Origin of the sequence: Nocardioides astragali (assembly GCF_024436375.1) — a bacterium.
In the GTDB taxonomy this organism is placed as follows: domain Bacteria; phylum Actinomycetota; class Actinomycetes; order Propionibacteriales; family Nocardioidaceae; genus Nocardioides; species Nocardioides astragali.
On the sequence record NZ_JAFMZM010000001.1, the window covers coordinates 536,511 to 554,895 of the forward strand.

Sequence of the window (18,385 nt, forward strand, 5' to 3'; positions counted from 1 at the left end):
GCAGGCACGGCCGTGAGCCGCTACCGGCTGTACGAGGGCGGTGACCCGCTCGCCCCGCCCGTAGACCTCGGCGAGGCGCTCGACGCCATCGGCCAGGACGTGATGGCCGGATACACCCCCGAGCACGCGATGCGCGAGTTCCTGCGCCGCGGCGGCAGCGACCAGGCCGGGCTGGACGAGCTCGCCCGCCGGGTCGCGGAGCGGCGCCGCGACATCCTCCAGCGCAACGACCTCGACGGCACCATGCGTGAGGTGCGCGAGCTCCTCGACAAGGCCGTGCTGGCCGAGCGCGGGCAGCTGGCGCGCGACATCACGATGGACGACGGCGACCGGCAGTTCCGCGAGATGATGCTGGACAACCTCCCCTCCTCCACCGCCTCGGCGGTGAGCGAGCTGGCGTCGTACGACTGGCAGTCCACCGAGGCGCGGGAGGCCTACGAGCAGATCAAGGACCTGCTCGGCCGGGAGCTGCTCGACCAGCGCTTCGCCGGCATGAAGCAGGCGCTCGAGGGGGCCACCGACGAGGACCGTGCGGCCGTCGCGGCGATGCTGTCCGACCTCAACGACCTGCTGGAGAAGCACGCGGCCGGGACGGACACGGACGAGGACTTCCGCGAGTTCATGGACAAGCACGGCGACTTCTTCCCGGAGGACCCGCAGAACATCGACGAGCTGCTCGACTCGCTCGCCCAGCGCGCCGCGGCGGCGCAGCGGATGCTCAACTCGATGACCGAGGAGCAGCGCCAGGAGCTGATGGAGCTGTCCCAGCAGGCGTTCGGGTCCCCGCAGCTCATGGACCAGCTGGCGCGGATGGACGCCAACCTCCAGGCGCTGCGGCCGGGTGAGGACTGGTCGGGCTCGGAGAGCTTCGAGGGCGACCAGGGGATGGGGCTCGGTGACGGGACCGGGGCCCTCCAGGACCTCGCACAGCTCGACGCGCTGGCCGACCAGCTGGCCCAGTCCCACCACGGGGCGCGGCTCGACGACGTCGACCTCGACGCGCTGGCCCAGCAGCTCGGCCCGGACGCCGCGGTCGCCGCGCGGACCCTGCAGGAGCTGGAGCGGGCGCTGCGAGACAGCGGCTACCTCAAGCGGGGCTCCGACGGCGAGCTGCGGCTCTCGCCCAAGGCGATGCGCCAGCTCGGCAAGGCGCTGCTGCGCGACGTGGCGGACCGGATGAGCGGTCGCTCCGGCGCCCGCGAGACGCGTACGACGGGTCTGGCGGGGGAGCCGTCGGGCGCGACACGACGCTGGGAGTTCGGCGACACCGAGCCCTGGGACGTCCCCCGCACGATCACCAACGCGGTGCTGCGCGACGGCGGGTCTCCAGTGCGCCTCCAGATCGACGACGTCGAGGTGGTGGAGACCGAGGCCCGCACGCAGGCCGCGGTGGCGCTGCTGGTCGACACCTCGTTCTCGATGGCGATGGACGGCCGGTGGGTGCCGATGAAGCGCACCGCGCTGGCGCTGCACCAGCTCGTCCGCTCCCGCTTCCGCGGCGACGACCTCCAGCTCATCGCGTTCGGCCGGCACGCGCAGGTGATGGAGATCGAGGAGCTCACCGCCCTTGACGCGCGCTGGGCCAAGGGCACCAACCTCCACCACGCGCTGCTGCTCGCGAACCGGTTCTTCCGCAAGCACCCCAACGCCCAGCCGGTGCTGCTGGTGGTGACCGACGGCGAGCCGACGGCCCACCTCGAGCCCGACGGCGAGGTGTGGTTCTCCTATCCGCCGCACCCGCTGACGATCGCCCACTCCGTGCGGGAGCTCGACGCGGCAGCGCGGCTGGGCGCGCAGGTCACCTTCTTCCGCCTCGGCGAGGACCCGGGCCTGGCGCGCTTCATCGACTCGATGGCCCGACGCGTCGACGGCCGGATGGTGAGCCCCGAGCTCGACGACCTCGGCGCCGCGGTCGTCGGGTCCTACCTCGGCTCGCGCGGCCCCGCGTCGTACCGCGAGCAGTTCGGCGACTTCTACGGCGGACGGGGCTTCTGGGTCTAGCTGTCTGGCTCGAGGGTGGCGGCGTACGACATCGGATCGGCCTGGCCACGTGTCGTTTCCCGCCACCCTGAGCTCCGGAGCAGTGAGCCTGGTGCCAGGTCGTCTCGTGCTGGACACTGTCGCCATGCCCACAGCGAGGCCGCGACTCGTGCAGGTCGCCCAGCGCGCCACGGACTTCGTCGCCACCACTACCTTCTACGCCGACCTGCTCGGCGTCGAGCCCGTCGCGTCCTTCGATCCACCCGGTCTGGCCTTCTTCGACCTGGACGGCGTACGCCTGCTTCTGGACCGCGGAGCGCCGTCCGCGCTGATCTACCTGCCCGTCGACGACATCGACGAGGCCGTGGCCGGGCTGAGGGAGAAGGGTGTCGAGATCACGTCGGAGCCGCACGTGATCTTCGGCCATGAGGACGACACCCTCGGGCCTGCCGGCACAGACGAGTGGATGGCGTTCTTCACCGACCCCGAAGGCAGCACGGTCGGCCTGGTGGAGCAGCGCCCGCGGAGCTGACTAGCTTCCGGTCCGCTCCAGCATCCGCAGCAGCTCCGCGCCCATGTGCTCGATGACGGCCTGCAGGGCCTTGGCCGGTCGCACCATCACGGTGAAGTCCACGATCTGGCCGTTCTCGTCCCACGTGATCATGTCCACGCCCGAGACGTCGAGGCCGCCCACTGCGGTGCGGAACTGCAGCACGGCTGAGTCGTCGCCGAGCCACTCGCGCTCGTAGGTGAGGCTGGGGCCGAGCACCGTGAAGGCCGCGGTGAGGTAGCCGACGACGGTGTCGCGCCCCACCTGTGGTGTGTGCACGGCCGGGCTCCGGAAGACGGCGCCCTCGGCGATCAGAGCGGGCAACCCGGCGGGGTCGCGACTCTCGACCACGGCGTGCCAGCGAGCGAGGGCCCGTGCAGATGTGGAGGCGGCATCCATGCGCGCATCGTGCCACTCCGGGCCCCCGACAGCCTGACTCTCAGTCGGCTGCGAAGCCGGGAAGCGACTCCTCGAGGATCTCCCGGAAGGGTGCCGTGGCGCCGAGCTGGCTGAGCAGCCCGATGCCGCCGAGCCAGGTGCGGTGGATCAGGAGGTAGGACGTCGGCAGGTTGAGGCGGGTGGCGATGGTGAACGTCTCGGACCGCGGGTCGTTGATCCGCTCGAACTGCTCACGCATCCAGTCCCGGGTGAAGGTGAACCGCTCCTGCGCGGCCGGCTCGACGAAGGGGGCGAGGTACTGCAGGACGAGGGCGGGGTCGACCTCGATCCGCTCCTTGATGAAGCCCTCCTGCCGCAGCCCGGCGACCAGCGACTCCTCGTCGGAGTCCAGCGCGATCCGCATCAGCCGGCCCGCGGCCGCCGGGAGCTGACCGCCGGGCAGGCGGGCGACGGCACCGAAGTCGAGCACGCCGAGACGGCCGCGACCGCCGTCAGCGGCCGGCAGGATGCGGAAGTTCCCGGGGTGCGGGTCGGCATGGAGCATGCCGGTGCGGTGCGGCCCCTCGAAGAGGAAGCGCACGAACAGCTCGCCGTAGTGGTCGCGCTCCTCCTGCGTGCCCTCCCGGATGACGTGGGCCAGCGAGTGGGGCGACTCCATCCACTCCGTGACCAGCACCTCGCCGCCGACCGCGACCACCGCTGGGACCACGATGTCGGGGTGGTCGGCGAAGGCCTCGGCGTACGCCGCCTGCGCCTCGGCCTCGAGCTGGTAGTCGAGCTCGTCGGCGGCGCGTGCCTGCAGCTCGGCGACGAGCGGCTTGATGTCGATGCCGGGGAAGACCGGCGCGACGCTGCGCGCCACCCGGGCGATCTGGCGCAGGTCACCCATCAGGGCCTCGCCCGCGCCGGGGTACTGGACCTTGACGGCGACCTCGCGCTCGGTGCCGTCGACGCCGGGCGCGTGGTCACGCCAGCGCCCGCGGTGCACCTGCCCGATCGACGCGGCCGCCGTCGGGGCGCCGTCGAGCCACACCAGCCGCTCCTTCCAGTCGTCGCCGAGATGCGTGGCGAGCTGCTGGCGGACGGTCTGGGTCGGCATCGGCGGAGCCGAGTCCTGCAGCGCGGTCAGGTGCTCGCGGTAGGGCGCGGAGACCTCCTCCGGCAGCGCGGCCTCCAGGACGCTCAGGGCCTGGCCGAACTTCATCGCCCCGCCCTTGAGCTCGCCGAGCGTGCGGAAGAGCTGCTCGGCGGTCCGCTGCTGCACGTCGGACAGCACCGCCTCGGCGGGCTTGCCCCCGAGGCGCTTGCCCAGGCCCATGGCCTGGCGTCCGGCGTAGCCCAGCGGCAGCGCCGCCAGGCGTGCCGTACGGGCGGCGGCCTTGCGCGGGAGCTCGGTCATGGGCTCATTGTCCCCTGCCGGCCAATTCGGCGGTCAGTGACCGTGACCTGGCGCACGTTGGCTCGTTGAGGTGGCAACCAGTCCACACACTCGGGAGGACCAGTGCGTCTCAAGCCCCTGCTCGCCTGCGCGGCGAGCGTGCTCGCCGTCTCAGGCGGCTTCGCCGCCGGCGGCACCGCCTCGGCATCAGTCCAGTCGCCGCAGCCGGCCAACGTCTCCGACTTCCTCGCCGAGCAGCTGCCCGGCCTCACTGGCCGGACGACCGTGATGGTGCACGGCACGTCCATCACGGCGGCCCACCAGGCCGTGACCGCCGCGGGGATGACGAAGAAGGGCGAGTTCCGCGCGATCGGCGTGGTCATCGCCCGCGCGACGAAGAGCCAGATCGAAGCGGTGCGCAGCGCAGCCGGAGTGACGTACGTCGAGGGCGGCGCGCAGCCGATCGAGTTCTTCCAGGAGACCTCCAACACCGCGACCCGCGGCGCCGAGGCGGCCGCGACCCTGACCGGTGCCGACGGCTCCCCGCTCACCGGCAAGGGCGTCAGCGTCGCGGTCATCGACTCCGGCGTCGACCCCACGCACCCCTACTTCCAGGAGGCGGACGGCTCCTCGGCCGTCGTCGCCAACCTCAAGGCGCTGTGCGAGCCGCTTACCGAGACCTGCTCGGTCCAGAGGCTGCCCAGCACCGTCGACACCGACACCCTCTCGGTCGGCGGTCACGGCACCCATGTCAGCGGCATCGTCGCGGGCCGCCCGACCACGCTGAGCGACGGCGGCAGGCTCCAGGGTGCTGCGCCCGGCGCCAAGCTGGTGTCCATCTCCACCGGCGCCGGCATCGTGATCCTCGGCGCGGACTCCGCCCTCAACTGGGTGCTCGAGAACCACGCGGCCCCCTGCGGCGCCGGCGTGCCGGCCTCGACCTGCCCGCCGATCAAGGTCACCAACAACTCCTACGGCCCCAGCGGCGGTGGCGAGTTCGACCCCGAGTCGGCCACGGTGAAGCTCCAGCGCGCCCTCGCGGCCGAGGGAGTCGTGACCGTCTGGGCGGCCGGCAACGACGGCGGCGACGGCTCGGAGAGCCTGACCAACCCGCCCGGACAGGACCCGACCGGCGGCATCCTCTCGGTGGCGTCCTACTTCGACCAGGACACCGGCACCCGCTCCGGTGTGGTGTCCGAGTTCAGCTCCCGCGGCCAGTCGTCCGACGCCTCGACGTGGCCGGACATCTCGGCGCCGGGCGAGAACATCACGTCGTCCTGCCGGCTCTACCTCGCCATCTGCTCGACGGGCCTCGACTTCCGCAACGGTCCCGGTGCGCTCGACATCGGCACCTTCAACACGATCAGCGGCACGTCGATGGCTGCTCCGCACATCGCGGGCATCGTCGCCCAGCTGTTCCAGGCCGACCCGTCGGCCACGCCGGCCGAGATCGAGGCGGCGCTGAAGGCCTCGGCCCACAAGTTCACCGACGGTGCCGCCTACGTCGGCGGGACCTCCTACGACAAGGGCCACGGCCTCGTCGACGTCGTGGCCGCCGTCGCGGCCCTGGGGTGACGCGCCACAGCCCTCTGGGCTGACCAAACCTCTCCAAGGGGGACCCACCGTGCAACAGGGGCGCGGTGAAAGGACGGACGGGAGTCTTTGGACTCCCGTCCGTCCTGTGTTTCTGCTTCGGTGAGGGCATGGACATCGAGTTCAGCGGCGCGCTGGTCGAGTGGCGTGGTCCCGCGCCCTACCACTTCGTCCCGCTCCCACCCGACGAGGCGGACCTCGTCGACGAGGTGAAGGCGGAGGTCGTCTACTGGGGTGTCGTGCCGGTGCGGGCCTGGATCGGCGACACCGAGTTCACCACCGCGATGTTCCCGCGCGAGGACACGTGGTTCCTGCCCGTGAAGGACGCGGTCCGCCGGGCCGAGCGGATCGAGCTCGGCGACGTGGTCGGCGTACGCCTGCGCATCGGGCGCTAGTCAGGCGGGTGTCGTCGCGGTGCGGCTTCGGCGAGCAGTCAGGTAGAGGCTCAGGAGGACGTAGTAGACGACGTAGGCCACCGAGATGGTGAGCCAGACGGGACTGGGATCGGGGACCTGCGTGAGGAGCACCGCGTAGCTGGCCAGCCACAGGCAGGTCAGGACCAGCGTGGTCGTCCGCAACGTGGTCGTGCGCGAGGGGTAGACGTAGCCCACCGGCACGAAGACCAGGGCCGCACACACCAGGAGCGTCACGGCGACGGCGGCCGGCTCGAGGTCGAGGACCACGACGTAGAAGGCGGCGATGTTCCAGTAGCTCGGGAAGCCGAGGAAGAGGTGGTCGTCGGTCTTCGCGTCGACGCGGCAGAACTGGTAGGCGGACGCGAGCAGCGGGACCACGGCCAGCACCGTGGCCGACGTGCCTTCCCCGAGGTAGCCCGCGCTCCAGAGCAGCACCATCGGCATGAAGGCATAGGTGATGTAGTCGACGATGTTGTCGAGCAGCGCGCCGTCGAACCACGGGACGTGGCGCTTCACCTGGACCCAGCGCGCGAGCATCCCGTCGGTGCCGTCCACGACCATGGCTGCCAGGAAGAGCCACAGCGCGCGGACCGTGTCGCCCTCCATGACGGCGACGACGGTGAGGAACGCCAGCACGACTCCCGACGCGGTGTAGGCATGGACCAACCACGAGGCGGCGATCAGTACGGGCTGCCGTGGCAAGGCCACGCATCTCCTCCGTCGGTCGTGTCGACTGGCATGCGGATCATGTCAGAAGGGCGCGATGCAACCTTCCTGGACCCTTCCGCGTCCTCATGGTGTCCTTGCGAACCGCAACGGACACGACACGAGAACGGGAAACCTTCCATGCGCAGCATGCTCCTGGGCACCGCCGCCCTGTCGGCCGCCCTGACCCTGACCGTCCCGGCGAGCGCCGACGGGATCGGCGTCTCCGACCCACGGGACCTCGACCACGGCGTCGACCTGCGGTCGGTGGTCGTCGACCACGGGGCCGACAACGTCGTGGTGACCACCACGCACCGCAACCTCCGCCCCTCGTTCCGCAGCGGCTCGTCCGGTGCCTTCTTCCTCGACACCGACCCGTCCGACACCGGCCCGGAGTACGTCTTCGTCGGCGGCTTCTTCGACGGCACCGACTACCAGCTCCTGCACACCGAGGGCTTCGGCCAGGGCAAGTGGGGCAAGCCGGTGAAGGGGTCCTACCGGATGCGGCTGAACTACGAGAAGGAGCACGTGCGGGTGCGGATCTCCCGCGAGACGCTCGGCTCGCCTGCCGAGGTGCGCGTCGCCGTGCGCGTCGCCGGCACCTATCGCGACGGGAGCGACACCGACGTCGACTGGCTCGGCGAGCCGCGCAGCTTCACCGAGTGGGTCGCCAGCTCCTAGCGGGGCAGGGCTTGACGGGCTACTTGACCTCGCGGACCTCCTGTGGCCACCCGCAGCCCTCGGCGACCTTGGCGGCCCACATCTTCGCTGTCTCCAGGTCGGGCACCTCGATGATCGTGATTCCGCCGAGGTACTCGGTCGTCTCCGTGTAGGGGCCGTCGGAGACCACCATGGTTCCGCTGGTGCCGTCGGCGCTGAACGCCTGCGACATGTCCTCCACCAGGCCGCCTGCGAACACCAGCACCCCTGCGGCCTCCATCTCCTCGCAGACGGCCGTGGACGGCTCGACGCGGCTGAGGAACCACTCCATCGGGTGGTCCCCGACCCACTGCTGGTGGAAGTAGATGGCGTACTTGGTCATGTCACTCCTCCGGTGAGGCCGCCCGGTGCGGCCCGTCACCACTCTGACGGACGAGCACCCACCGGATCGACAGCCGGCCGTCAGCGATTCGCGTCGTCCCGCACCCGGCGGAGCCACGGCGCTCCGCAGGGCGTGGAGATCGTGCGGAGCCTGCGGGCCACGTTCCATCGAAGGGTGGGTCCTCATCCTTAGGTTGCGACTCTGGGCGAGGTGGCCACGTAAGGGAAGCCTTGACTTACGTTTGCTCCGGCGTGGGCATGTGACGCCCGCGCGCACACCACAACCTGGGGGAACAACTCAATGAATCTCGGATCGATCACCCGTCCACCGGGCGTGCCCATGCGCACCGCCTCTCTGGCCGGTCGGGCGGTGCTCACCGCCGCGGTGGCCCTGTCCGCCGGCCTCGTCACTGTCGTCGGCGTCGCATCACCCGCGGCCGCAGCGCCCGCTCTGGACTGCACGGGCGCTCTCTACCTGACCGACAACTCGACCGCCGGTGGCAGGGTTCTGCGGCTGGGCCTGGACGGCAGCCTCAGCACCACCTCCATCTACGACCCGACCACCGGGGACACCACCGATGCCAACCAGCTGGGCATCGGCGCTGGTGGGACCCAGGTCATCAACACGGACCGGACGTCGGACCAGATCGTCAGGTACGTCCTCGGCACTGAGGTGCGCACCGACTTCGCGGGGCCGGGAATTTCGGGCAGCAGCATCGCTGGTGCGATCAACCCCGCCAACGGGCTCTACTACTACGGCGGCTACTCAGGCAGCAACCTGCTCCTGTACTCCTTCGACCCGGCCACCGGCACCGCGTCGAACGTCCCGGTCGCCACGATCGCCACCCCCAACCAGCCCACGGGTGGCACGAACGGCGACATCACGTTCGACCCGGCCGGCAACCTCTACTACGTCGCCTCCTCCACCAGCGAGTTCGCGCTGTACTCGCTCGGCGGCCCGGCGCCGACCAACGGCACGGCCACCCGACTGGCAGGCGCCGGCGGACTCGGCGGCTCGGCCGTCAACGGCATCGCCTTCGGCAGCGACGGCTTCCTCTACGTCGGCCAGTCGACGCTGGTCCGCCAGGTCAACCCGGTCACGGGCACCCTGACGGGCAATGACCTGGTCCTCGGCGGCGGGGTGAGCAGCAGCGACCTCGCATCGTGCGCCGAAGCGCCCAGCAGCCTGACGGTGAAGAAGAACGTCACGGGACGTCGCGCCGCGACCGACCAGTTCACGGTCACCGCCATGCGTCCGGCCGCTGACGGCACCACCAGCTTCCCGGCGGGAACGACGACGGGCACCGACACGGGTCTGCAGAACACCGCCCCCGAGGTGGCCGGACCGGCCATCATCTTCCCCGACCGGACCTATGAGATCTCCGAGTCGGCCAGCGGGACGACCGACCTCGACGCCTACACGAGCTCGTGGGAGTGCCGCAACCAGAGCGGCACGCTGATCGACCAGGGGACTGGTTCCAGCGGCACGTTCACCGCTCCGACCACGGGCGGCCTGGCCATCACGTGCACGTTCACCAACGACCCGGTCCTGCCGGAGATCGACCTGACCAAGACCGTGGACCCGATGCGGTTCACGACTGCGGGGGAGACCCTGACCTACTCCTTCGCGGTGTCCAACTCAGGAAACGCGGCGCTGAGCGACCTGGCGATCGACGACCCGATGCCCGGCCTGTCCACCCCGGTCTGTGCACCTTTCGCCCAGGGGGAGACCCTGCCCGCTGGCCAGTCCACCAACTGCACCGCGACCTACACCATCACTGATGCCGATGTCGCGGCCGGTGCGGACAAGACCAACACCGCCACGGCCACCGGCACGCCGCCGGCCAGCACCGGACTGCCGCCTGTGGACTCGCCACCCGCGACGGCGACCGCCGAGTACACCGACCTGCCGGTGGCGAACGACGATGAGGCAAACACGCCGTTCGACACCCCGGTGACGCTGCCGGCCGTGGCTGACGACACCGCAGGGACCACCGCACCCCTGGACCCGACGGCGACCGTCTTCACCAGTCCGGACGCGACCAACGATGGGAAGACCCAGGTGACCGCTGAGGGCACCTGGCAGGTCAACCCGGGCGGCACGGTGACCTTCACCCCGGCGCCCGGCTACACCGGCACCACCCCGCCCGTGGAGTACGAGATCACCGACGAAGACGGCAGCACCGACACCGCTGACCTCGTCGTCACGGTCCGGCCGGGTCCGTCGGCCGCGCCGGACACCGACGCGACGCCGCAGGACGTCGACGTGACGGTGGACCCGCTGACCAACGACACCCCCGGGATGCTGGTCGACGGCTCGGACGGCAGCTGGGACGAGTCCTCGGTGGTGTTCCCGGTCGGTCCGAACCCGGGCACGGTGACCAACGAGGGCAAGACGCTGACGGTGCCCGGTGAGGGCGTCTACACGATCGACCCGGTCACCGGCGAGGTCACCTTCGACCCCGAGCCGCTGTTCACCGGCGTCGCGACGGCGGTGACGTACGACGTCACCGACTCCAACGGCAACGACGCACGTTCGACGATCACCATCACGGTGGCGCCGGTGGCTCCGCTGGCCAACGACGACACCGCGAGCACGCCGTTCAACACTCCGGTGACGCTGCCGGCAGTGACCGACGACGCGGCGGGCGATCCGTCGGCTCCGCTGGTTCCTTCAGCGACGGTGTTCACCAGCTCCGCCGCCACCAACGGCGGGAAGACGCTCGTGACCCCGGAGGGCACCTGGCAGGTCAACCCCAACGGCACGGTGACCTTCACGCCGGCGCCGGGCTATGTCGGGACCACGCCAGCAGTGGAGTACGAGATCACCGACGAGAACGGCACCACCGACACGGCGGTGCTGACCGTAACCGTGCGCACCGGTCCGAAGGCCCAGCCCGACACCGGGACGACGCCCCAGGACACCAACATCACGGTTCCGCTGCTGCCCAACGACACCCCCGGCCCGCGGGCCGACGGGACGCCCGGCAGCTGGAATCCCGCCACGGTGGTCTTCACCTCGCCCCACGCCACCAACGGGGGACGCACCCTGCAGGTGCCCGGTCAGGGCGTCTACACGATCGACCCGGTGACGGGGGCCGTGACCTTCGACCCCGAGCCGGGATTCACCGGCCAGGCCACGCCGGTGGACTACCAGGTGACGGACAGCAACGGCAGCACAGCCCGCTCCACGCTGACGATCACGGTGACCGCTGTCGCGCCCACGCCCACGCCCACCGAGGACGAGCCGTTCGACCTGGTGCTGGACAAGCGTGCGGTCGGTGACGCTCATGCCAAGGTCGGAGGCACCGTGCGCTATCGGCTCCAGGTCTCCAACAAGGGCCTCGGCACGGCGCGGGGTCCGATCAAGCTGACCGACCCGCTGCCCGACGGACTCGAGCTCGTCTCGGCCGATGGCAAGGGGTGGAAGTGCCAGGTCCGCAAGGCCTCGGACACCGTGAAGTGCGTGCGCAAGCAGGGGCTGGGCGCCGACCGCAAGGCGTCCGCGGTGTTCGTGGTCGCGATGGCGACCAAGGCAGCACTGGGTCGCGTGGTGAACGTCGCCAAGGTCGAGGTCGCCGGGGAGTCCATCCGGTCCAACAACCGCGGCAAGGCGGCCATCACGGTGGCGCCTGCGCAGCTGCCCTCGACCGGGTTCCGCCTCGAGCGTGGCGGACTGTTCTGAGATGACACCCGCAGGGCGGCTCTTCAGGAGCATCCGTGTCGCCCTGGTCCCCGCGGTCGTGCTGGGCGTCGCGCTTGCGGCGTCCGGCACGGCCCCGTCGGTCGCGTCCGCGCAGGTGGGCGCGGCCGAGCGGGGCGTGCCGTGTGCCGAGGTCGATAGCGGGTTCCGCCCGACCACACTTTCCGTCGCCGGCGTCGTCGGGTCGACGAAGGTCCTGGCCCAGGGCCAGGACCAGCACGGCGTTCCCCGGCCGCCACCGCTCACCGAGCGGGGCAAGTGGCAGCTCGCCTGGGACAAGGCGGCGGGTGTCCGTCCGGGCGATGCTGAAGGTGTCGTCCGCCTCACCGCGCACACCTACCCGCGCGGCGGGTCGCACGTGCCGGCCTTGGGCAACCTGCTGCTGGCCCGGTTGCGCGCGGGCGCCCAGCTCGAGCTGTCGGGCGCCGGCGGCGAGCGGCTGTGCTACCGCGTGGCCCGCCGGGTCCAGGTCCCGGCGGATGGCTCCGTGTCGGGCTTCTACGCCACGACCGGGCCGCCGCGGGTGGCCATCCTGGTCTGCTCGGGCAGGCGCCGCGGCCCGGGGGACTGGTCCCACCGCACCATCTGGTACGCCGTGCCGGACCCGCATTCTGCTCTGAGCGGAAGCCGTGGAAGCCGTGGGCTCGGATCGCTACCGTCGCTGCATGGGTGAGATCCTGCCGTTCCCCGACCGTGACGCCGTCCAGCCCGCCGAGGCCCCGGCCCCCCTGTGGCGCGAGCTGATCGGCCACGAGCTCCATCGGGAACGACGGGACCGTGGTGAGCGACTGGTGGACGTGGCCGAGCGCGCCGGGGTCTCGATGCAGTACCTGTCGGAGATCGAGCGTGGTCTGAAGGACCCCTCCTCGGAGATGCTCCAGGCCATCGCCGGGGCGCTGGACCTGGGCGTCCGCGAGCTCGCTGGCCGGGTGAACCGGTCCGAGACCCTCTGCCTGGCCGCCTGACTGGCCGCCTGAGTGGCCGCGTGACTCAGCCGAACGCCGAGGGCTGCTCGCGCAGGACGGTGTCGACGATCCCGTAGTCGACGGCCGCCGAGCCGGGCAGCACCAGGGTGCGGTCGGTGTCCTGCCGGATCTGCTCCGGCGTACGCCCGGTGTGCTCGGCGAGGATCTCCTCGAGCAGCAGGCGCACCCGCGCCACCTCGTCGGCCTCCAGGATGAGGTCCGGGATGGTGCCGCGACCCTGCGTCGCCGGCTGGTGGAGCACCACCCGACCGTGCGGGAGGATGGCCCTGCTGCCCGGGGCGCCGCCGGCCAGGAGCACGGCCGCGGTCCAGGCCGCCTCGCCCACGCAGACCGTCTCAACCTTCGGCCGCACGAACTGCATGGCGTCGTACACCGCCAGCATCGCCGAGATGGACCCGCCCGGGGAGTTGATGTAGAGGCTGATCGGGAGGTCCGGGTTCTCCGAGGCCAGGTGGAGCAGCTGCGCGATGACGGCGTTGGCGACGCCGTCATCGATCTCCGTGCCGAGGTAGATGATGCGCTCCGACAGCAGGCGGGAGTAGAGGTCCAGGGTGCGCTCGCCCCGCGGCGTCTGCTGGATGACGTAGGGGATCGTGTAGGTGCTCATCGCACCCCTGCCAGACCGATGGCGTGCTGTCGCCCCGGGGTGACGTGGTCGACGCTGCTGATGATGTGGTCCACGAACCCGTAGTCGAGCGCCTGCTCGGCGCTGAACCAGCGGTCGCGGCGGGAGTCCTGCTCGACCGTGTCCAGGTCCTGTCCGGTGTGCGCCGAGATCAGGCCGAGCACGGTGTCGCGGGTGCGCCGCAGGTCCTCGGCCTGGATCTCGACGTCCACCGCCGTGCCGCCGATGCCGGCCGAGCCCTGGTGCAGCAGGACCCGAGCGTGCGGCAGTGCGTACCGCTTCCCGGGAGTGCCGGCCGACAGCAGGAACTGTCCCGCGCTGGCGGCCATGCCCATCGCGAGCGTGCTCACGTCGTTGGGGATGAGCTCCATGATGTCGTGGATCGCCAGCATCGCGGAGACGGAGCCGCCGGGGGAGTTGATCCACAGGTTGATGTCCGCCCGTGGGTCCTCGGCAGAGAGCAGCAGGAGCTGTTGCATCAGCCGGTTGCCGTTGTGCTCCTGCAGCTCCTCGCCCAGCACGATGATCCGTTCATGCATCAGTCGCCGGACGAGCTCGTCCTCGATGCGCTCAGAGGTTGCATTCATGCTCATGTCCACAGCGTGACGCGGCCGTCGGCCGCACACCATGGCTCTCTGCTTCCAGCAGACCCGCTGACAGCGGAGTGGCCTACGGCTGACCTTGAGGCCGCTAGTTCCGGAGCCCGGGACAGACCTTTCGGTATGCCTGCTCGGGCAGGAACTCCGCCCACTCCTCCTCGGTCAGGTTCCGGCCGGCCATCTGGCACGCGAAGTCGAGGGCTCGTCCGGGGTCGGTCTCCCAGGTGTAGACCCGCCCGTCGTACGACGCGATCACCACGGCGTGGCTGTCGCCGATGAACTGCACGCCCGCCGGGACTGCGTCTCCCTCGTTGGGTGGGTACACCGTGCCCAGCAGATCAAGCGTCCTGGCGTCCCACAGGCTGACGCCGCCGTCCGCGGCGCCGGAGACCAGTCGGGCACCGTCCCCGGAGTACCTCAGCCACAGCACCTCAGAGGCCAGGCCGGTGGAACCCTGCCGCTGCTCTCCGCTCGAGACGTCGATGGTGACGAGCTCGCCGGTCTGCCCGGCGACGGCCACGGTCGAGCCGTCCGGGGAAGCGACCGACGTGTAGGCACGCAGGTCCAGGTCGCCGTCGGAGAGGACGTCGCCATTGCCCAGGTCGATGACCCGCCAGCGCTCGGAGGCACCGTCATCGGAGTCGTCGTAGAGGAGCGCCGTGCTGCCGTCGCCGAGCGACGTGGCGCAGCAGTCCGAAGGGACGTCGAGTGGGTCGCCACGCGGGCGCAAGGTCTCCGCGTCGAAGATATGGGTCCTGCCCTCCGAGTCACCCGCCAGCAGGCTTCGATCCCCGTCGACGTAGGTCAGTGAGTAGATCTCGCCGTCGAACACGTGGCGTTCGTTGAGAGCCTTGCCAGTGGTGGGATCGGTCACTGTCAGCGTCCCCGCCTCGGCACATGGCTCGTCGCATCCATGGCTGACGTACGTCTCCCCGTCGGGATGCCAGACGCCGGGCGACCACTCTCCCTCGTACACCGGAAGCGGGGTCGGAGGCGTGGCAGCCCCGGTGGCCGTGTCCACGAACCTGACCCACCCCTTGTCCTTGTCGTCGAGCCAGCGGTACGCCACTCGGCCGCCATCGGGGGCTACGTCGGCATGGGCGAAGCCATCGGCGTCTGTGATGCGGGCAGTCCGTCGCAGGTAGGTGTCATCGACGGCCAGGTCCCAGGTGCGGAGCATCGCGTCGTCGCCGCCGGCGTAGACGAGCCCACCGTCCGGGCTGAAGCCGATGCTCCAGGACTGTTCGAAGGTGTCCCAGCGTGCCATCGGCTTGCCGCTGCGGACGTTCCAGACGATGACCTCGCCGTCGTGGGAGGCAGTGCCCACGAGCGAGCCGTCCCATGAGAACCGGAGGTCGCGGATCCCTTGCTGGTGCCCACGCAACCTGGCGACCGTCCGGCCCGTGGCCGCGTCCACCAGCAACCCGTCCTTGTCGGTCGCGCGATCCTCCAGTGCGAGCCTGGTCCCAGCAGCGTTCACGTCGAGGACGAGGTACGACGTCACGTCGTTGCGGCGCCAGATCGGCCGTCCGGTCGCCACGTCGTACGCCGTCAACGGCCAGGGGGTGTACATGGTCTGCCCGTCCGGGCTGAGCGCAACGCCCCAGTCCACAGGTCCGACCGGCACGAGCGCCGGCGGTTTCGAGGGCGAGCGCAGGTCCCAGACCACACCGCGGCCCGTGGTGTCGGTCAGCACGGTGGCCGCCAGGTAGCGGCCATCGGCGCTGAACTGGACATCGCCGCCATAAACCGGTTCGCCTCCTGGAAGGGCGGCGAGCTTCTTGGCAGCCGGTTGCATCGTGCTCGTGTCCAGCAGCCGCACCGGTTCCGTCGACTCGGCGTACGTGGAGACCGCGAGCTGCCGGCCGTCGGGGCTGAACGCCGGAAGCATGGACGCGGTGCCCTCCGGGAGCTGAGCGCCGTCATAGGTGCGCACCACCTCGTTGGTGGAGGCGTCGTACAGATGCATGCGGTTGCTGTCGTCGGAGGCTGCGATCCACCGGCCGTCGGGGCTGACGGCCATCACCTCGAGATAGTCGCCACCGGCCGGAGCGGATCGCACCAGGTGGGGGCGCTCGGCCAGTGCGGCGAGCAGGTTGGTCCGGGTCTCGGGGGAGTCGTCGAGCCGCACTCCCGCTATCGCGAGCAGGAGCGAGAGGCTGATGTCGTCGGCGAGCTGGGCTCGAGCGCCGATCCGCCGCGCATCGGCCGACACGACTGCTTGTCGCGCCTCCGCCGCATTGCGACCAGCCCGGTCCGACTGCACCGCGGCGAACCCGCCGGCGACGAGGGCCAGCACCAGGAGCACCACGGCGCCGCCGAGGACCAGCCGCAAGCGCCTGATCAGGACGGTTTGTCGCCTGGCGTGCGCAGCGGCAGACCGCTCGGCGACTTCCTCAGCCTCACGGGAGGCCTCGAGGAAATCGGTCTCGACCGGATTCAGTGAGGCGCCATGCTGGTCCTTCCAGCCCAAAGCACGGGCCAGCCTCACGCCGCGGTAGAGCTCGGTGTCCGGTCGCCCCAGCGTGTCCCAACCGTCCGCGGTGGCCGCGAGATGGTGCAGGATCCGCTGGCCATCGATGTCGTCGTCGAGCCAGGAGCGCAGTCGTGGCCAGGCGCGGGCGAGGGCTTCGTGGCTGATCGCCAGCACGCCCTGGTCACTGGTGACGAGGCGGGCCTCGACGAGGCGCTCGACCAACTCGTCGCGGCCCTCCTCACGGTCCAGCAATCGTCGCGGAACCTTGGCCCGCACCGGGTCACCCTCCTCGTCGGGGATGACCAGACGCAGCATCACGTCGCGCAGGTGCGGGCGATCGTCGGGGTCAAGGGCCGCGTACAGCTGTTCCGCCGACTTCGCGACGGCGCCCTGGATGCCACCGGAGTCCCGGTAGCCAGCGGTGGTGAGCGTACGACCCTCCCGGCGCTGCCAGGTCTCGAGCAGCGCGTGGGACAGCAGCGGGAGGGCACCTGGATCACGCACGACCTCGGCGACCAGCAGGTCGACGAGTCCGGGCTCGACCAGGAGGCCCGCCTGCCGTGCGGGAGTCTCGATGGTGGCCCGGAGCCCGTCCTCGTCCAGTCCCCCGACCAGGTAGAGCCCGCGTTCCAGCAGACGGCTGAACGAGGAGTGCAGCGCGACGTCGGAGAGCCGGTCGGCGCGGAGGGCGACCACGACGGTGCGCCGCTCGGCCTCGTCTACGAGGGAGTCGAGGAAGGTGCGTCGCTCCTGCTCGTCGGAGCAGAGGGTGAAGACCTCCTCGGCCTGGTCGACCAGGAGCACGGTCTGCGGGTCCCCCCCGCGCAGGACACTCACTGCCTCCATCGGTCGAGCTCCGGGGGTGAGAGTGACCAGACGGTGCCCCCGAGCCCGAAGCGCCGATCCGACCCCCGCGCGGAGCAGTGACGACTTACCCGATCCGGACGGTCCGGCCAGCGCCAGCAGGCGCTGCGTCCGCAGGATCTCCAGGCAGGCTGCCACCTCCCGCTCACGACCGAAGAACCAGTCGGCATCCTCGACGTCGTAGGCACGCAGGCCCTGCCACGGGCATGCGGCGAGAACCTCGCCCATTTGTTCCGGCACCACCAGGCTGGGATCCTGCTGCAGCACCGCCTGCTCCAGGGCCATCACGTCCCGGCTCGGGTCGATGCCCAGCTGCTCGGAGAGGATCGCCTTGAGCTGGTGGATCGTGCGCAACGCCGCGGCCTGTTGTCCCGACTGGTACTGCGCGCGCGCCAGGAGCGCCCATCGCTGTTCGCGCAGCGGGGCCTCGCGCACCAGTGTCTGGCACCCCGCAAGCACCTCGCCGACGCGCCCCGCGGCAAGCTCGCCCTGGGCCCTCAGCTCCTCGGCCTCGAGCCGAAGCTCGACGAGCCGGCGCACCTCCGGTGCAGCCGGCGGCCACGACTCCAGGTCGAGGAACGGTCGCCCGCGCCAGAGAGCGAGCGCCTCGCCCAGCTGGTACGACGCCCGGTCGGGCTCGCTCAGCGCGAGCAGCTCCCGGGCTCGCGTCACCAGGCGCTCGAACTGCCAGACGTCCACGTCGTCGGGCGGAACTTCGAGCGAGTAGCCGAGCGACGTCGTGGCGATGGCTCCGGCGCCGAGGAGCCGGCGCAGCCGAACCACGCACCCCTGGAGGTTCTTGGCCGCGGAGGGTGGCGGCTCGTCGCTCCAGACCGCATCGGCCACCGTGTCGATGGGCACGGGCTGCCCCAGTCGACAGGCCAGGACCGCCAGCACGATGCGGTCGCGTCGGCCCTTGATGTCGGCGCCGTCCACCGTCAACGGGCCGAGCACCCTGATGCTCATCCGTCCAGATTCCGCCGATCGGTACCGCCCGTCAACGCGCGAGATACCGACGCGATACCGCTCGATACCGCTCGATCTCGAGTCGGATACCACTGACTGGAAGA

General features: G+C 70.8%; 15 protein-coding genes. 8 read left to right on the top strand and 7 right to left on the bottom strand.

Features of this window, described 5'->3' with window-relative positions; genetic code table 11:
• Positions 1-12 precede the first annotated feature (12 nt).
• Positions 13-2,001, top strand: coding sequence for a vWA domain-containing protein (locus J3P44_RS02740; RefSeq protein ID WP_255888694.1), 1,989 nt, complete (start codon positions 13-15; stop codon positions 1,999-2,001).
• 124 nt (positions 2,002-2,125) lie between these two features.
• Positions 2,126-2,512: a VOC family protein gene (locus J3P44_RS02745; RefSeq protein WP_255888695.1), complete on the top strand. Its 387-nt coding sequence runs from the start codon at positions 2,126-2,128 to the stop codon at positions 2,510-2,512.
• On the opposite strand, the gene J3P44_RS02750 is transcribed toward J3P44_RS02745, so the two are convergent.
• Positions 2,513-2,929 (bottom strand): nuclear transport factor 2 family protein, encoded by a 417-nt coding sequence (locus tag J3P44_RS02750; protein WP_255888696.1) that lies wholly within the window; start codon positions 2,927-2,929, stop codon positions 2,513-2,515.
• A 40-nt stretch (positions 2,930-2,969) separates the two neighbouring features.
• Positions 2,970-4,328 carry an ABC1 kinase family protein gene (locus J3P44_RS02755; RefSeq protein ID WP_255888697.1) on the bottom strand — a complete coding sequence of 453 codons (1,359 nt, stop codon included), beginning with the start codon at positions 4,326-4,328 and terminating at the stop codon, positions 2,970-2,972.
• Positions 4,329-4,430: 102 nt separating this feature from the next.
• On the opposite strand from J3P44_RS02755, the gene J3P44_RS02760 reads away from it, so the two are divergent.
• Together J3P44_RS02760 and J3P44_RS02765 are read left to right on the top strand one after the other, a co-directional pair.
• Positions 4,431-5,882, top strand: a complete 1,452-nt coding sequence (locus tag J3P44_RS02760; protein WP_255888698.1) for a S8 family serine peptidase — start codon at positions 4,431-4,433, stop codon at positions 5,880-5,882.
• A gap of 128 nt (positions 5,883-6,010) precedes the next feature.
• A complete protein-coding gene (locus tag J3P44_RS02765) occupies positions 6,011-6,295 on the top strand; it encodes a DUF1905 domain-containing protein (RefSeq protein WP_255888699.1) in 285 nt (94 codons plus the stop codon).
• On the opposite strand, the gene J3P44_RS02770 is transcribed toward J3P44_RS02765, so the two are convergent.
• Positions 6,296-7,024, bottom strand: a complete 729-nt coding sequence (locus tag J3P44_RS02770) for a CDP-alcohol phosphatidyltransferase family protein (protein ID WP_255888700.1) — start codon at positions 7,022-7,024, stop codon at positions 6,296-6,298.
• A gap of 138 nt (positions 7,025-7,162) precedes the next feature.
• Here J3P44_RS02770 and J3P44_RS02775 point away from each other — a divergent pair, with 138 nt between their 5' ends.
• On the top strand, positions 7,163-7,702 hold the full coding sequence (locus J3P44_RS02775; protein ID WP_255888701.1) for a hypothetical protein: 540 nt from the start codon (positions 7,163-7,165) through the stop codon (positions 7,700-7,702).
• Between the two features lie 19 nt (positions 7,703-7,721).
• Here J3P44_RS02775 and J3P44_RS02780 read toward each other — a convergent pair whose 3' ends face one another.
• Entirely contained in the window at positions 7,722-8,063 is a 342-nt protein-coding gene (locus J3P44_RS02780; protein ID WP_255888702.1) for a YciI family protein, read from the bottom strand.
• 339 nt (positions 8,064-8,402) lie between these two features.
• Between J3P44_RS02780 and J3P44_RS02785 the strand changes: the two genes are divergently transcribed.
• Genes J3P44_RS02785 through J3P44_RS02795 form a run of 3 tightly spaced genes read left to right on the top strand, consistent with a single transcriptional unit; the run spans position 8,403 to position 12,730 of the window.
• Positions 8,403-11,747, top strand: a complete 3,345-nt coding sequence (locus tag J3P44_RS02785) for a CLIPPER-2 domain-containing protein (RefSeq protein ID WP_255888703.1) — start codon at positions 8,403-8,405, stop codon at positions 11,745-11,747.
• A 1-nt stretch (position 11,748) separates the two neighbouring features.
• A complete protein-coding gene (locus J3P44_RS02790; protein WP_255888704.1) occupies positions 11,749-12,438 on the top strand; it encodes a class F sortase in 690 nt (229 codons plus the stop codon).
• Positions 12,431-12,730 carry a helix-turn-helix domain-containing protein gene (locus J3P44_RS02795; RefSeq protein ID WP_255888705.1) on the top strand — a complete coding sequence of 100 codons (300 nt, stop codon included), beginning with the start codon at positions 12,431-12,433 and terminating at the stop codon, positions 12,728-12,730. Before J3P44_RS02790 ends, J3P44_RS02795 begins: the two co-directional genes overlap by 8 nt.
• Positions 12,731-12,755: 25 nt before the next feature.
• On the opposite strand, the gene J3P44_RS02800 is transcribed toward J3P44_RS02795, so the two are convergent.
• From J3P44_RS02800 to J3P44_RS02810, 3 genes are all read right to left on the bottom strand, one after another.
• Positions 12,756-13,358 carry a ClpP family protease gene (locus J3P44_RS02800; protein ID WP_255888706.1) on the bottom strand — a complete coding sequence of 201 codons (603 nt, stop codon included), beginning with the start codon at positions 13,356-13,358 and terminating at the stop codon, positions 12,756-12,758.
• Positions 13,355-13,969 (bottom strand): ClpP family protease, encoded by a 615-nt coding sequence (locus tag J3P44_RS02805; protein ID WP_372496458.1) that lies wholly within the window; start codon positions 13,967-13,969, stop codon positions 13,355-13,357. The genes J3P44_RS02800 and J3P44_RS02805 overlap by 4 nt, the downstream gene beginning before the upstream one ends.
• Positions 13,970-14,066: 97 nt before the next feature.
• Positions 14,067-18,281: an nSTAND1 domain-containing NTPase gene (locus J3P44_RS02810; RefSeq protein WP_255888707.1), complete on the bottom strand. Its 4,215-nt coding sequence runs from the start codon at positions 18,279-18,281 to the stop codon at positions 14,067-14,069.
• Between the last annotated feature and the right edge of the window lie 104 nt (positions 18,282-18,385).

Coding starts and splice junctions, on each gene's coding strand:
- J3P44_RS02775 (WP_255888701.1), top strand. CDS start 7,163: ATGCGCAGCATGCTCCTGGGCACCGCCGCCCTGTCGGCCGCCCTGACC.
- J3P44_RS02790 (WP_255888704.1), top strand. CDS start 11,749: ATGACACCCGCAGGGCGGCTCTTCAGGAGCATCCGTGTCGCCCTGGTC.
- J3P44_RS02750 (WP_255888696.1), bottom strand. CDS start 2,929: ATGGATGCCGCCTCCACATCTGCACGGGCCCTCGCTCGCTGGCACGCC.
- J3P44_RS02785 (WP_255888703.1), top strand. CDS start 8,403: ATGCGCACCGCCTCTCTGGCCGGTCGGGCGGTGCTCACCGCCGCGGTG.
- J3P44_RS02805 (WP_372496458.1), bottom strand. CDS start 13,969: ATGAGCATGAATGCAACCTCTGAGCGCATCGAGGACGAGCTCGTCCGG.
- J3P44_RS02800 (WP_255888706.1), bottom strand. CDS start 13,358: ATGAGCACCTACACGATCCCCTACGTCATCCAGCAGACGCCGCGGGGC.
- J3P44_RS02745 (WP_255888695.1), top strand. CDS start 2,126: ATGCCCACAGCGAGGCCGCGACTCGTGCAGGTCGCCCAGCGCGCCACG.
- J3P44_RS02765 (WP_255888699.1), top strand. CDS start 6,011: ATGGACATCGAGTTCAGCGGCGCGCTGGTCGAGTGGCGTGGTCCCGCG.
- J3P44_RS02755 (WP_255888697.1), bottom strand. CDS start 4,328: ATGACCGAGCTCCCGCGCAAGGCCGCCGCCCGTACGGCACGCCTGGCG.
- J3P44_RS02795 (WP_255888705.1), top strand. CDS start 12,431: ATGGGTGAGATCCTGCCGTTCCCCGACCGTGACGCCGTCCAGCCCGCC.
- J3P44_RS02780 (WP_255888702.1), bottom strand. CDS start 8,063: ATGACCAAGTACGCCATCTACTTCCACCAGCAGTGGGTCGGGGACCAC.
- J3P44_RS02810 (WP_255888707.1), bottom strand. CDS start 18,281: ATGAGCATCAGGGTGCTCGGCCCGTTGACGGTGGACGGCGCCGACATC.